The organism is Anaerocolumna xylanovorans DSM 12503 (assembly GCF_900143645.1).
Lineage (GTDB): Bacteria > Bacillota > Clostridia > Lachnospirales > Lachnospiraceae > Anaerocolumna > Anaerocolumna xylanovorans.
On record NZ_FRFD01000008.1, the window covers coordinates 84,300 to 97,637 of the forward strand.

Sequence of the window (13,338 nt, forward strand, 5' to 3'; positions counted from 1 at the left end):
TTCTATTGGAGCAGTATCGTGTAGATTGCAAGCAATCTATTGGCGGGCCTGCGATATGCATGGGGATTAAGCTGAAAAATGAATTTTCAATTACGAATTAACGAATATCCAGTCAAAGATCGGATATTCAGAAAAGGAGTTAATATGAATGAGAGATATACAGAGGAAGCAAAACGTGCTATAAATTACGCAACGGAAATTGCTTATAAATTATCCCACAACTATGTTGGAACAGAACATCTGCTCATTGGCCTTTTGCAATCCGACGGTGTTGCCGCCAGGGTTTTAGAAAAAAATGGCGTGGATGTGAATAAAGTATTGGAATTGGTAAACCAACTGATTGCACCCAGCTCTACCATGGAAGCAGTCGAGGTAGATGGATTTACCCCAAGATCCAAAAGAATTCTCGACCAGAGTTTTAAGGAAGCAATCCGGTTAAAAGGCCAGGCAGTGGGGACAGAACATATTCTGATTGCCCTTATAAAGGAATCTGACTGTATCGCAGTAAGATTGTTAAATACACTGGGAATTAATCTTCAAAAATTATATGTGGATCTGCTCACTGCAATCGGTGCAGATATGAATACTGCAAAGAATGAATACTCAGCCAATAAGGGCAAATCAAAGGCTAAATCCAATACCCCTACTCTTGACCAATACAGCAGGGATCTGACAGAGTATGCAAGAGAAGGCAAGCTGGATCCGGTTATCGGAAGAGAAACAGAAATCCAGAGAGTAGTCCAGATATTAAGCAGAAGAACGAAAAATAATCCCTGTCTGGTAGGAGAACCAGGAGTTGGTAAAACCGCAATTGCGGAAGGCCTTGCCAGAAAGATCGTAGAAGGAAATATTCCGGAAGTAATAAAGGATAAGAGGGTATTAACCCTGGATTTATCCGGTATGGTAGCGGGTTCTAAGTACAGGGGAGAATTCGAGGAACGTATAAAGAAGGTAATCAGCGAGGTAATGAATGACGGCAATGTGCTGTTATTCATTGATGAGATTCATACCATTATTGGAGCAGGCGGAGCAGAAGGTGCCATAGATGCTTCCAACATCCTAAAGCCTTCTCTTGCCAGAGGGGAACTGCAGTTAATCGGTGCTACCACCAGAGAGGAATACCGTAAATACATTGAGAAGGATGCTGCTCTTGAGAGAAGATTCCAACCGGTAGTTGTGGAAGAACCCTCCGAGGAGGAAGCAATTCTGATATTAAAGGGATTAAGGGACAGTTATGAAGCGCACCATAAGGTTAAGATAACTGATGAAGCACTGGAGGCTGCCGTTAAGATGTCAAGCCGCTATATCAATGACCGTTACCTGCCTGATAAGGCCATAGACTTAATGGATGAAGCTGCGTCTAAGGTGAGATTAAGCACTTATATTACTTCACCGGAGATTAAAGAGCTGGAAGCGCAGATAAAAGAACTGGAAGAGGAAAAAGAACAGTCAATTAAAAGAGAAGAGTACGAAAGAGCAGGCGAATTAAAGAGGCAGCAGGAAGAAATAACCCTTAGGATGAATGCCCTCCAGGTTAAATCCGAAAAAGAAAAACAGGATAACTTGCTTATAGTAGGAGAAAATGAAATTGCCGATATTATCTCAAGTTGGACGAAGATTCCGGTCAGGAAGCTGGCAGAGGAAGAGTCGGAACGCTTAAGAAACTTAGAGAAGATACTCCACGAGCGTGTAATTGGCCAGGAAGATGCAGTATCCGCCGTATCCAAGGCTATCAGGAGGGGGCGTGTAGGACTGAAAGATCCGAGCAGGCCAATCGGTTCCTTCTTATTCTTAGGACCTACAGGAGTCGGTAAGACGGAGCTTTCAAAGGCTTTGGCAGAAGCAATGTTTGGAAGTGAAAACTCCATGATACGTGTAGATATGTCCGAATATATGGAAAAACACAGCGTATCCAAGCTTATTGGTTCCCCTCCGGGATATGTAGGGTATGACGAAGGCGGACAGCTTAGTGAGAAAGTAAGGCAGAATCCTTATTCGGTAGTTCTTTTTGATGAGGTAGAAAAAGCCCACCCGGATGTCTTTAATATCCTCTTGCAGGTATTGGATGACGGGCATATAACCGATGCCCAGGGCAGGAAGGTAAGCTTTAAGAATACTATTATCATAATGACCTCCAATGCAGGCGCACAGAATATCATAGCTCCCAAGAGACTTGGATTTGCCTCTGTAAGCGATGAGAAGGAAGATTATAAGAAGATGAAAGAAGGCGTATTAGATGAGGTAAAACGAATCTTTAAGCCTGAATTTATCAATCGAATTGACGAAATAATCGTCTTCCATTCCCTTACCAAAGATGACATTAAGAGTATTGTAGGTATTATGCTCTCCTCGATAACCAAGAGGGCTAAGCAGCAAATGAATATTACGCTTGAAATAAATGAGGATATTACCCAGCACATTGCTGAAAAGGGCTTTGACCGGAACTATGGAGCAAGACCTCTAAGACGTTCCATCCAAACAAATATCGAAGATAAACTGGCAGAAGAAATCCTGGACGGAAATATTAAGAGCGGGGACACAGCAATTATTGGATTAATCGACAATGAAATCAAAATTTCCAAAAAATAATTTGAAACTTATGCATAATCCTGTGGAAATTGCTAAGAAAATATAGTATAATGTAAAACATAATCATAAGATGTTCCATTAGATGGAGAGGGAAGGGTTCCCACGCATATCGCAAGCTTGCTTGCGGTATTGCTTTAATCACATACCCTCTCCTTGTCCAAATGATTAGCATATATGTCTTATATTGCAAAAAGAGCATTTATCAATTGGGAGGATTCTACATGTCAGTTGTAAAGGAATTAATTCGAGAAGAAAGCAATGGGACAATCAGTTTCGGGAATTATGAATTAAGCGAGAAGTCAAAGGTAAATGATTTTGAGCACAACGGAGATTTGTATAAGGTAAAAACATTCAAACAAATTACAAAACTTGAGAAGAATGGAATGATTGTTTATGAGTCAGTACCGGGAACTTCTGTGACCGGGTTAGATGTATCAGAAAGGGAGATAAGCTTTACAGTAGAAGGTTTTGAAGACGCCCAGATCACACTGGAGTTAGAAGCAGAGAAGGAATATAAAATATTCATTGATGACACGAACCTTGGTAAGATGAAGACAAATCTTGGCGGAAAACTTAATTTCAGTGTTGAATTAGGTGGTAACAGCAAGGCTGAAGTCAAAATAATGAAAATTTAAAAGAATATAATGACGTGAAACGATGGAAGACATTCCAGAAGCGAAAGACATAAGAATAACAGATATAAAGGAGAGGTGTACACCTCTCCTTTATTACAATTCTAAAAAGATTGAAGTTATAAAAAATAAGGAAGATATGAAGATATGGCAAAGCAAAAAAATGTATTTTTCTGCAAGGAGTGTGGCTATGAGGCCTCAAAGTGGATGGGCCAGTGTCCGGCCTGTAAAGCATGGGATACCTTTGTGGAAGAACCTGCCTTAAAAATAAAGGGAAAGATAAGAGGAACAGCCCTTTTGGCAGAGCCCCAGCTGCTTGCGGAGGTTAGTGGTGCGGAAAACAGCCGGATTACAACCGGATTCCAGGAAATGGACAGAGTATTAGGCGGCGGTATTGTAATTGGCTCGCTGGTTTTGGTAGGCGGAGACCCCGGAATAGGAAAATCGACCCTGTTGCTTCAGATATGTATGAAATTAACCGATAAAAAACATAGAGTGTTATACATATCCGGCGAGGAATCCCTGCAGCAGATTAAAATGCGAGCCGACAGGCTTGGAGTATTTAAAGGGGATTTATTGCTGCTTAGTGAGACGAATCTGGACAATATAGAAGAAATTATCCGTAAAAATAAACCGGAAATCGTTATTGTCGATTCCATTCAGACCATGTACAAAGAAGATATTGGAGCGGCACCGGGCAGTGTAAGCCAGGTAAGAGAAACCACCAGTGTACTGATGCACCTGGCCAAAGGACTTGGCATTACAATTTTCATAGTAGGCCATGTAACAAAGGAAGGCGTTGTGGCAGGTCCGAGAGTGCTGGAACATATGGTAGATACGGTACTATACTTTGAAGGGGAAGATAAGGCGTCCTACCGTATCCTTCGGGCAGTAAAGAACCGGTTTGGTTCTACCAACGAAATCGGAGTCTTTGAGATGCAGGATAAGGGATTAAGGGAAGTCTTAAATCCTTCCGAATTCATGCTTCAGGGAAAACCGGAGGATGAGCCGGGTTCAGTCGTTGTAGCCTCTATGGAAGGAACCAGGCCGATTTTGGTAGAGGTACAGGCACTTGTTTGTCAAACGAACTTTAATATGCCAAGAAGGACAGCAGCAGGAACAGACTATAACAGAGTAAATCTTCTTATGGCAGTATTGGAAAAGAGGATAGGGATACAGATGTCCGGTATGGATGCCTATGTCAATGTGGCAGGCGGAATGAAGATAAATGAGCCGGCATTAGACCTGGCTGTAGTACTTGCCCTGCTATCCAGCTACCGTAATCTTGCTCTCGATGAATATACCATCTGTTTTGGTGAGATTGGATTAACAGGTGAGATCCGTGGAGTCAGCATGGCGGAATACCGCGTTATAGAAGCAGAGAAAATGGGCTTTCGCACGTGCATTCTACCCAAGACAAACGCAGATAATATTAAGAAGACAGGGATGAAACTGATAGGGGTTAAGAATATCAGGGAATTGAGCCGTTTGTTTACTTAAAAGATATTATAAATACTGTATACGGAGACAATAATATCCTTAGAAGAATGTATATTAATATATCAAATTTTTCTTACAAAGGTTGCGCCTGTGCAATTTATAATGCTGGCTTCACGGCAAAAAAACATGCACAGGAATGGAGGTAAACATGGATTGTACAAAAGATTGCACGGAAATTGGAAAATTACTGGAAAAACAGGAGGAATTCATAAGGAGCATAGGTGAGATTGTAGAAAATCTCGATGTTTCCCAGCTTAAGGTTGAAAAAAATGCTTTTGATGCCATCAACAGCTCGGATACCTCCTTAAATCTTGTGAAGGATGGCATTACGTGTGTAGATGATATGCTGGGCCGAATAAAATCCCTTAATGAGGTAGTAGAAAATTCCTCTAATAATATCAATCAGATGAAAAACTTATCGAATATGATTGTTGGATTTGCAGAGGTGATAGCAAGTATTTCAAACAAAACCAATATGCTTTCTCTCAATGCTTCCATTGAAGCCGCCAGAGCAGGTGAACAGGGAAAGGGTTTTGCAGTTGTAGCGGGAGAAGTCAGGAATCTTGCTGCACAGTCTGCCAAGTCCTCCAAGGAAATATCAGAAACCATTGCTTCCATACAAACCTTTGTAACAGAAACAGTGAAGGCAATAGATAGCATTTATGATATCGTGAAGAAACAGAATGATATGGTCAGTGATGTAAAGACCGTATTTCAAAAAATACTGGAAGCGGCCTATGTATCCAATGATGTTTCCCGAAATATGGAGCATGAAATTGCATACCAGAGAGATATTACAGATAATGCAAAAGATGCTCTTAAGATGTTAGTTGATTTAAGTGAACAGATAAATTAATAAAAAAAGCAGAAGGAGAAGGGCTTAGGCCCCTTCTCCTTCTGCTACGATTTGCTCTAGGACCTTGATTAAGTCCTGGACGCTATTAAGAACAACATTCCGTCTTAGGATGGCATCCTTTAACTCAATAGGAAGTGATTCAAATTTATCTTTTATTGCTGGAGCTACATGGGACATGGGAACCTCTTTTCTAGAATAATTTCTCTTTTATTTCAAAATCATTATCTCCTTTTCAAGAAAAAATATTCAGTTAATGATAATAATTGTCAACCCACATAAATAGTACTATCAATTCATAATATTAAGTAGCCTATTATAGAAGAGGAATAGTAATGGATTTTCAGCAGAGCAAAACTTATACGAATTTGCAAATAGCTTTTGAAGGTGAATTAAGGAGCAGTACCAGATATCAGATTAATGGCATCAGAGCCAGGCAGGAAGGATATATTCAGATAGGGAATGTGTTTGAGATTGTAGCAGGATTTGAAAGGGAACATGCTACCATATGGCTTAGGCTTATCAATGAAGGAACTTTGCCTGGTACCCTTGAAAATCTTTTAGAGGCATCTGCAGTGGAGGATGCAAAGGGAAATGGAAGCTACAGACAATTTGCAGAGGTTGCCAGAGAGGAAGGCTATGATAATATAGCATCTTTGTTTGACGGAGTTGCTAATATAGAACTGAACCATAACGTGATTTTTCAGAACTTTGCGGATGATATACAAAAAAACCAGGTGTTCTGCAAACCCACGGAGGTACTTTGGATATGTATTAACTGCGGGAATATCATGGGAGGACTTTGTGCTCCAGCCATATGCCCTATCTGCGATTTTCCCCAGGGTTATTATCAGGTGTATGATACGGCGACCTGATTTTTTCAGGAAGTCGAAACTATATAAGAAACTACATGTATTTGGATATATTGACAAATGAAAACGATTTACAAAGAGATTCCTCCTACGTTATAATTACCTTCTGACACTATAAAATAATGCAGGAAGTGTGTGGAGGGCTGTTTCTTTCATGTCTCACAATTTTAAAGATATAAACCAGTATTTACTGGCCAGATTCCGGCGGATTTATTTTATGGCACTTCCGGAAAGCAAGGAGGATTATAAGAAAAGCAGGGTGAACTTTACCATAGGGGACAGTGCGGCCCAAACGATTGTCCAGCTGGCTGGAGGTACATTTCTTGCCAGTTTAATGACATATTGTAAAATATCAGATGCGGACATCGGTATTATTACCTCTTTGGCAAGTCTGGCAGCGTTGGCACAGATTTTTCTGATACAGTTCATGAGCCGTATAAAGAAGTATAAATTTTTGGTGTGTTTCACTTTTTTACAAAGGATACTATTCTCCGCTATTTACTTCATACCCTTTCTCGATATCAGTAATAGGTATAAAGCCATTGCAATTATAGTGCTATATTTTACAGGCCAGATATTTGTGCAGATAGGAACACCGGCTTCCCAGGACTGGATAGCAAGCCTTGTACCCGGCAGGCTTAGAGGCAAATACTTTTCCATCAAGGATTCTATCGCGGTATTTATTGTATCCGGAGTAATGCTGATAGCCGGTATGATATTAGATTATTTCAAGGCGAATGCCATACGGACAGGCTTTCTGATAATAGGACTGTTGATTTTTATTCTGGTAATTATTAATGTAGCAGCAATGTCTATGATGAAAGAGCCAAGGATTTCTTATCTGAATGAAGAGGGTAAGGAGATGCATGGACGTCTTGCCAAAAAGGCAAAGGAGAAGGATGCTAAGAAGGGCAAAGAGAAAAGCAGCAGTATTCTTTCAGAGATTGCAGAAGCCTTTAAAAATAGAAAATTCCGAAAGGCTTTAATACTGCAAAGCCTTTATATTTCAGGATTTTATATTTCTCTTCCTTTTGTCGCAAGCTACCAGGTCAATGTATTAAAGCTTCCTTATACTTTTATGATGCTGGTGGGTTTTATATGTAACCTGTACCGGATTTACATCACACCTAAGTTCGGAAAGATGGCAGATAAACACGGAATGGCAAAAATATTGCGTTATAGCCTTACAATTCTTGCGTTTAATATTCTGGTTTTGGCTTTAACGGTACCTGCTAATGCATATCCCTTCTTTATAATCGGAACAGTGCTTTCTTCCACTGCATGGGCATTTGTTGGAATCGGATTATTTGGCGTGCAGTTAGACTTCTTCCGGAGTGATAAAAGAATGGTATGGCTTTCCTTGGTATCCTCCATATCCGGTGTGTGGGGATTTCTGGTATCAATTATCGGCGGAAAGCTGCTTAATATTTTTACAGAGAATCCGGTCACTATTCAAGGAGTCATTTTATACCCGCAACAAATACTTAATATATTAGGATTTCTTATTTTGATAGGCGGTGCACTCTATATTAAGTTAAGAATAGAGACAGAAAAGATAGATACCAACAGAAAAGATGGAAGAGTATCCGTATAATCCGAAAAAAGGAAAGAAAATTGATTTTATGAATATAATAGGATAAGGGGAGCTGCCAGCCTGACAGCTTACCCTTTATCAGCCAATAGTTTGTTGAGGAACAGTCCTGGCAGAATGACGGGATTGCTCCGGGAAAAGGGGAAGCTAATGGAATTCTTAAATCAATATGTGATACTGATTATTGTGGGTATCTGTTATTGTGTGGGCTACATTATAAAGCACAGTATTACAGTAATCCCCAATAAATATATACCTTTAATTATGGGGGTAGTGGGTACCTTCTTAAATATCTGGATTAGCAGCTGGAAGTTTTCTCCCGAGATATTGCTTGGTGGTCTTGCGAGCGGTCTTGCCAGTACCGGGGCTTTTGAACTTGTCCGTAATATAAAGAACAAAAGTGACTGTATAGGTACGCAGACAGACGCAAATAATAAAGAAAATACGAAGACAGACGGTTCCGGCAAGAAAGACTTATAAAAAGATAAGAAAAAGAAATTGCTGCAAAAGTAATGTAAATGATAGAGGAAGTCCTATAACTTTGCTAAAGCTATTGGACCTCCTCTATTGTCATGTTATGCCATCCGTTGTATAATTAGAAAAAAGAAAGGTGGTATCAGTAATGGCATTAATCAATTGTCCTGAATGTAATAAAGAAATATCAGATAAAGCCGCAAGCTGTCCCAATTGCGGATATCCTATAGCAAAAGACGAAAGCGATAAATCAAAATCCATCTATAATTTCAATGGACAGCAATATGATGTATCACAAATACAGTGGTTAGTGGAACAGGGACAGATTATACAGGCAATAAAAGAATTCAGGGTTTTAACCGGAGCTGGATTAGCAGAAGCAAAAAATGCAGTTGACAGGATGCCCAGGGTATCTCCTCAGGCTGTAGATAACATTGAAATCAGATGTCCTAAATGCGGTTCATCTGCTTTTGATATGGTTTCCAGAAAATATAGCCTGTTTACCGGCTTTAAGACAAATAAAGTTGATAGAGTATGCAGAAATTGCAAACATAAGTTTTAAAAACAGAAGCACTCGAAAAGAGTGCTTTTACTTTTAGGAAGATAAGAAATAACACAGTTTTTGCACAAACCTCAAATTTTATTGTGAGATAAAATGCTATTTTTAACAATCAAATTAAGTGTTATACTTATAAAAACTCAAAAAAGGAGGCGATAAATTGTTTGAAAAAAAAATAGCTGTCAACAATAAAACGGGGTTGCATGCAAGACCTGCTTCAGATTTGGCTAAATTATGCCAAAGATATGAGAGCAATATTATGATAAAAATAGGAACCATGGAGATTAATCCTAAAAGTGTAATTAGTATCCTTGCAGGAGGTGTGAATCAGGGAACGGTTCTTTTACTGCAGGTTGAAGGAGAAGACGAGCAGCAGGCAGGAGAAGATATCGTGAATTTTATGACACATCTTACAGACTGATTTCGGTAGATGAAAAGAGGTACAGTGTGGTGGAATTAAAAAGTCGGTCAGCCTACATACTAAAATGTGCAGTTGAAAATGAAAAAGGCATTTCAGTTATGGATATTCTGGAAAGATTAAATATTACAAAAAGAACATTCTATTACGATTTACAAAAAGTCATAGAATGGCTGGAAGAAAATGATTTTGGTAAGGTTGATATTAAATCACAGGTTCTGCGTGTTTACTCCGATAGAATGGATGATTTAAGAAGAGAAATGGGAAAGAATACGGATTATTTCTTTTCCATAGGAGAACGCCGTACTCTGGAGATGTTATTTATTACCTTATCTTCAGCAGCTGTTACCATAGAAAAAATGCAAATGTTCTTAGATGTAAGCAAAAATACGATCTTGACAGATATCAGAAAGTGGAAGGAAGTATTAGAAACTGAAAAACTTGCACTAATCAGTACGATACAGGCCGGTTATTATATTACAGGTGAGGAATTTGCTGTTCGTAAACTCATTAGCAGACAGCTGCAGCAGTTAGAAAATTTATACCCAAAAACAATTGTAAGAGATCATCTTCAAAAATCCCTGGAAGAATTGACTGGTCACGATTATGATTATAAAGAAATTGCCAGATGTCTGATTAAACAATATGTAAAAGACGTGGATATAAAATTGGTATCAGAGGATATTGAATATGAATGTATGATGATTATGGTGTCATGGATTCGGAGTATCAAGGGCTACGTATTTTATGTGAATGAAGACGAAAAGGCGACTCTTATGGTAACCGGTTCTTACCAGTCTTTAAAAAAGAGCCTGGAAAACTTAAAACAATACAATATGGAAATCCCGGAAAATGAAGTGTATTATATTACTACATTGCTTTTAGGTATCAAAACCATTGAATTCTCATCACAGGAGGCGGAAAATCTGTTTGTATACAGATTTACAGCCCTTTTTATCCGAAATTATGAAAGGATTGCCTGTACCAGCTTAACTAACAGAGAACGGCTAAGTAATCAGCTCCGCTGCCATATCAGACCTCTTTACTACCGGCTGAAATATGGGCTCCAGATTACCAATCCCCTATCAGAAGATGTTAAAAATAAATATCCGGAAACTTATGAATTTACCAGAAGGGCATTAAATGAAATTACCAATGAGCTCTCTGTCATGATTACAGAAGAAGAATTGGCATATTTGGTTATATATTTTGTAAGCAACCGTCATGATAGAAATGAAATAGATACATCGTTTATGGAAAAACCGAAGATTTTAGTAGTCTGCGGAGAGGGTATGGCCACTTCCATGCTAATCAAAGAACAATTGGAAGAAATTATGGGAGACATTTTCCAGTATGAACTAAAAGCTGCCTCTGCAATTCGGGAAGCATATTTAAAACAATACGTCATTATTGTATCCACCGTATATATTGAAGCTTTAAAAGAAAGAAAAAATGTGTTTTTCACCAGTGCTATTCTGACGAGTGCAGAGAAAAAAGAAATAGTCCGTTATGTAGGTGAAGAGGGTGCTTTATCAAAATATGAGAAAGTAATACAGGATATACTGGCAGTGGTTGAAAAAGACACAATCGGTAAAGTTGACAGGGATCAGTTGTATTTTGACCTGTTTCAGATATTTCAGGGAAATAACAATAAAACAAGACTTATCAAATCGGTGAAAGAATTAATAGTTTCGCAAGCAAAGGATTACAGCAGCTGGAAAGAGGTTGTAAAAGAGGGCTGCGGCAAGCTGGCAGAAGGAAAAGAAGCAGAGCATCTGTATGAGAGAATGCTTAGCGTACTGAATAGTAAGACCATGAATATGTATGAGATTCGAAAAAACATCCTTTTAATCCATTGTCCTATGCAAGGAATTCCTCATGGTAGGATTGAGATAGGTTTAATAGCAAGTAGAGAACCGCTCACATTTTTAAATGATATGGAGGGAAAGCTCTTTTTATTTTTATCCACTATTGATAATTATTCCCATTTTAAGATATTAAAAGAACTGTATGATTATCTGGATAATGAGGATGGTATCAGGAGAATGTTAAATTAAAGGAGAATGAGTATGAATATTTATAAAGGCACGGGGGCAGCAAAGGGACAGGCATTGGCTAATGTAATAGTATTGCGGGAAGATAATTACGAGATTACGAAAATACAAATCAGTGAACAGGCAGTTAAGAAAGAGGAAGAGAAGCTAAAGACAGCCAGAGCGTCGTATTGCAGGGAACTGGAAGATATTTATGATATGACTGTACAGTCTCTGGGAGAAGAATCTGCACAAATATTCAGTGCTTATAAAGAAATTGCAATGGATGATGTTTTCTTTGCGCAGGTATTAAAAAGAAGAGAACAGGAGCAGTGCAATGTTGAATATGCCTTGCAGGAAGAAAAAAAATCCGTTCTGAAAATGATGGAAAGCATTGATGATGCATATATCAGAGAGCGTGCTGCTGACATTGAGAATGTCTGCAAGGAAATTATAAAAGGTATTCTTGGTATGCAAACCTCTGATACCGGATTAAAGGAACAAAAGGATGATTTTATAGTAGTAGCAGGGGATTTGTCACCGGAAGATACTATACGCCTGGATAAAAAATATCTGAAAGGATTTGTAACAGAGAAGGGCGGAAAGACCTCTCACACAGTAATACTTGCAAAGACACTGGGAATACCGGCAGTTATAGGTGTTCCGGGGATTTGTGATAAGGCAGCGGGAATGGAGAGGATTTATATAAACGGAGAAACCGGTGAAGTAGCAGGTGACCCGGACGAAGCCCTGATAACCCAGTATCAAAAAGCAAAGGAAGCATCGGAATCCCAAAAGCGTGAGCTGGAGAAGCTGGCACAGAAAGAGGCAATAACGATAGACGGATATAAAATAAAAATCTGTGTGAATACCGGGGATCAGGAGAGTCTTAACAGCTTGGATGCCAAAATCTGCGATGGGATTGGCCTGTTCCGGACAGAATTTCTGTATATGAATCATAAGGGCTACCCAACAGAAGAAGAACAGTTTGCAGTTTATCAGACGGCAGTTCAAAAGATGGAGGGAAAGGAAGTGGTTATCAGGACATTGGATATCGGTGGTGATAAGCAGTTGGATTATATGGAGCTTCCCAAAGAAGCAAATCCCTTCCTTGGCTATCGTGCTATTCGGATATGTCTTGATAGAAAAGAAATGTTTATCACACAGCTGAAAGCAATTCTAAGAGCGTCTGCTTACGGATCTGTGGCAATTATGTTCCCAATGATTGTAAATTTAGAAGAACTAAGGGAAGCAAAAGAATTGGTTAAAGAAGCAATGCGACGTCTGGATAGCTTAAAAGAAAACTATGATAAGGAGATTAAGATCGGAGTTATGATTGAAACACCGTCAGCTGTACTGCTTAGTGATAAGCTTGCCAGAGAAGCAGATTTCTTTAGCATTGGTACCAATGACTTAATCCAGTATACAACTGCTACAGACCGGATGAATGAAAAAGTGCAGTATTTGTATGACAGCTGCAATGTATCCGTATTACGGGCAGTTCGCCTTGTCGCCCAAAATGCACACAAAGAGGGTATAGAAGTCAGCATCTGCGGAGAGGCGGCATCTGACGAAATGCTGATTCCTCTGTGGGCAGCCATGAAAATCAATAAACTTAGCATGGCCCAGGCTCAGACAATGAAGATAAAATATATTATTACCCGTTTGTCGGTAAAAGAACAAGAAGCATTGTGCGGGCAGGTATTAGAAGCAGATACAATGGAAGAGGTAAAGAAGTATCTGCATTCCATATGTCCCTAATAATTATGGCTTGAAAAATACAAGAAAAGAGTGAAAGATAAATCTTTCACTCCCCC

Annotated in this window: 12 protein-coding genes; 11 read left to right on the top strand and 1 reads right to left on the bottom strand. The window is 39.2% G+C overall.

Annotated elements, in window-relative coordinates:
- Window positions 1-144: 144 nt before the first annotated feature.
- The 4 genes from BUF11_RS14000 to BUF11_RS14015 all read left to right on the top strand — a co-directional run bounded on the left by BUF11_RS14000 (window position 145) and on the right by BUF11_RS14015 (window position 5,577).
- On the top strand, window positions 145-2,589 hold the full coding sequence (locus BUF11_RS14000) for an ATP-dependent Clp protease ATP-binding subunit (RefSeq protein WP_073589482.1): 2,445 nt from the start codon (window positions 145-147) through the stop codon (window positions 2,587-2,589).
- 137 nt (window positions 2,590-2,726) lie between these two features.
- Window positions 2,727-3,224, top strand: a complete 498-nt coding sequence (locus BUF11_RS14005) for an endosialidase (RefSeq protein ID WP_278277149.1) — start codon at window positions 2,727-2,729, stop codon at window positions 3,222-3,224.
- Between the two features lie 144 nt (window positions 3,225-3,368).
- Entirely contained in the window at window positions 3,369-4,721 is a 1,353-nt protein-coding gene (gene radA, locus BUF11_RS14010; protein WP_073589484.1) for a DNA repair protein RadA, read from the top strand.
- Window positions 4,722-4,869: 148 nt separating this feature from the next.
- Window positions 4,870-5,577, top strand: a complete 708-nt coding sequence (locus BUF11_RS14015) for a methyl-accepting chemotaxis protein (RefSeq protein WP_073589485.1) — start codon at window positions 4,870-4,872, stop codon at window positions 5,575-5,577.
- A gap of 24 nt (window positions 5,578-5,601) precedes the next feature.
- On the opposite strand, the gene BUF11_RS24400 is transcribed toward BUF11_RS14015, so the two are convergent.
- Complete coding sequence (locus BUF11_RS24400) at window positions 5,602-5,754, bottom strand: hypothetical protein (protein WP_175562069.1); 153 nt, start codon at window positions 5,752-5,754, stop codon at window positions 5,602-5,604.
- Between the two features lie 155 nt (window positions 5,755-5,909).
- Between BUF11_RS24400 and BUF11_RS14020 the strand changes: the two genes are divergently transcribed.
- The 7 genes from BUF11_RS14020 to ptsP all read left to right on the top strand — a co-directional run bounded on the left by BUF11_RS14020 (window position 5,910) and on the right by ptsP (window position 13,282).
- Window positions 5,910-6,449 carry a rubrerythrin family protein gene (locus tag BUF11_RS14020; protein WP_073589486.1) on the top strand — a complete coding sequence of 180 codons (540 nt, stop codon included), beginning with the start codon at window positions 5,910-5,912 and terminating at the stop codon, window positions 6,447-6,449.
- A gap of 151 nt (window positions 6,450-6,600) precedes the next feature.
- A complete protein-coding gene (locus BUF11_RS14025; protein WP_073589487.1) occupies window positions 6,601-8,040 on the top strand; it encodes an MFS transporter in 1,440 nt (479 codons plus the stop codon).
- 147 nt (window positions 8,041-8,187) lie between these two features.
- Complete coding sequence (locus BUF11_RS14030; RefSeq protein WP_084558681.1) at window positions 8,188-8,517, top strand: phage holin family protein; 330 nt, start codon at window positions 8,188-8,190, stop codon at window positions 8,515-8,517.
- A gap of 142 nt (window positions 8,518-8,659) precedes the next feature.
- Complete coding sequence (locus tag BUF11_RS24405) at window positions 8,660-9,073, top strand: zinc-ribbon domain-containing protein (RefSeq protein ID WP_084558663.1); 414 nt, start codon at window positions 8,660-8,662, stop codon at window positions 9,071-9,073.
- A 157-nt stretch (window positions 9,074-9,230) separates the two neighbouring features.
- A complete protein-coding gene (locus BUF11_RS14040; RefSeq protein WP_073589489.1) occupies window positions 9,231-9,491 on the top strand; it encodes an HPr family phosphocarrier protein in 261 nt (86 codons plus the stop codon).
- Between the two features lie 26 nt (window positions 9,492-9,517).
- Complete coding sequence (locus tag BUF11_RS14045; protein ID WP_084558664.1) at window positions 9,518-11,545, top strand: BglG family transcription antiterminator; 2,028 nt, start codon at window positions 9,518-9,520, stop codon at window positions 11,543-11,545.
- Between the two features lie 12 nt (window positions 11,546-11,557).
- The gene (ptsP, locus tag BUF11_RS14050) at window positions 11,558-13,282 is read left to right on the top strand and encodes a phosphoenolpyruvate--protein phosphotransferase (RefSeq protein ID WP_175562070.1); all 1,725 of its coding nucleotides are present in this window, start codon (window positions 11,558-11,560) and stop codon (window positions 13,280-13,282) included.
- Window positions 13,283-13,338: the final 56 nt, after the last annotated feature.

What these genes read in the sequence shown, in the direction of transcription:
- BUF11_RS14000 (WP_073589482.1), top strand. Translation starts at nt 145, where the DNA reads ATGAATGAGAGATATACAGAGGAAGCAAAACGTGCTATAAATTACGCA.
- radA (WP_073589484.1), top strand. Translation starts at nt 3,369, where the DNA reads ATGGCAAAGCAAAAAAATGTATTTTTCTGCAAGGAGTGTGGCTATGAG.
- BUF11_RS14015 (WP_073589485.1), top strand. Translation starts at nt 4,870, where the DNA reads ATGGATTGTACAAAAGATTGCACGGAAATTGGAAAATTACTGGAAAAA.
- BUF11_RS24400 (WP_175562069.1), bottom strand. Translation starts at nt 5,754, where the DNA reads ATGTCCCATGTAGCTCCAGCAATAAAAGATAAATTTGAATCACTTCCT.
- BUF11_RS14020 (WP_073589486.1), top strand. Translation starts at nt 5,910, where the DNA reads ATGGATTTTCAGCAGAGCAAAACTTATACGAATTTGCAAATAGCTTTT.
- BUF11_RS14025 (WP_073589487.1), top strand. Translation starts at nt 6,601, where the DNA reads ATGTCTCACAATTTTAAAGATATAAACCAGTATTTACTGGCCAGATTC.
- BUF11_RS14030 (WP_084558681.1), top strand. Translation starts at nt 8,188, where the DNA reads ATGGAATTCTTAAATCAATATGTGATACTGATTATTGTGGGTATCTGT.
- BUF11_RS24405 (WP_084558663.1), top strand. Translation starts at nt 8,660, where the DNA reads ATGGCATTAATCAATTGTCCTGAATGTAATAAAGAAATATCAGATAAA.
- ptsP (WP_175562070.1), top strand. Translation starts at nt 11,558, where the DNA reads ATGAATATTTATAAAGGCACGGGGGCAGCAAAGGGACAGGCATTGGCT.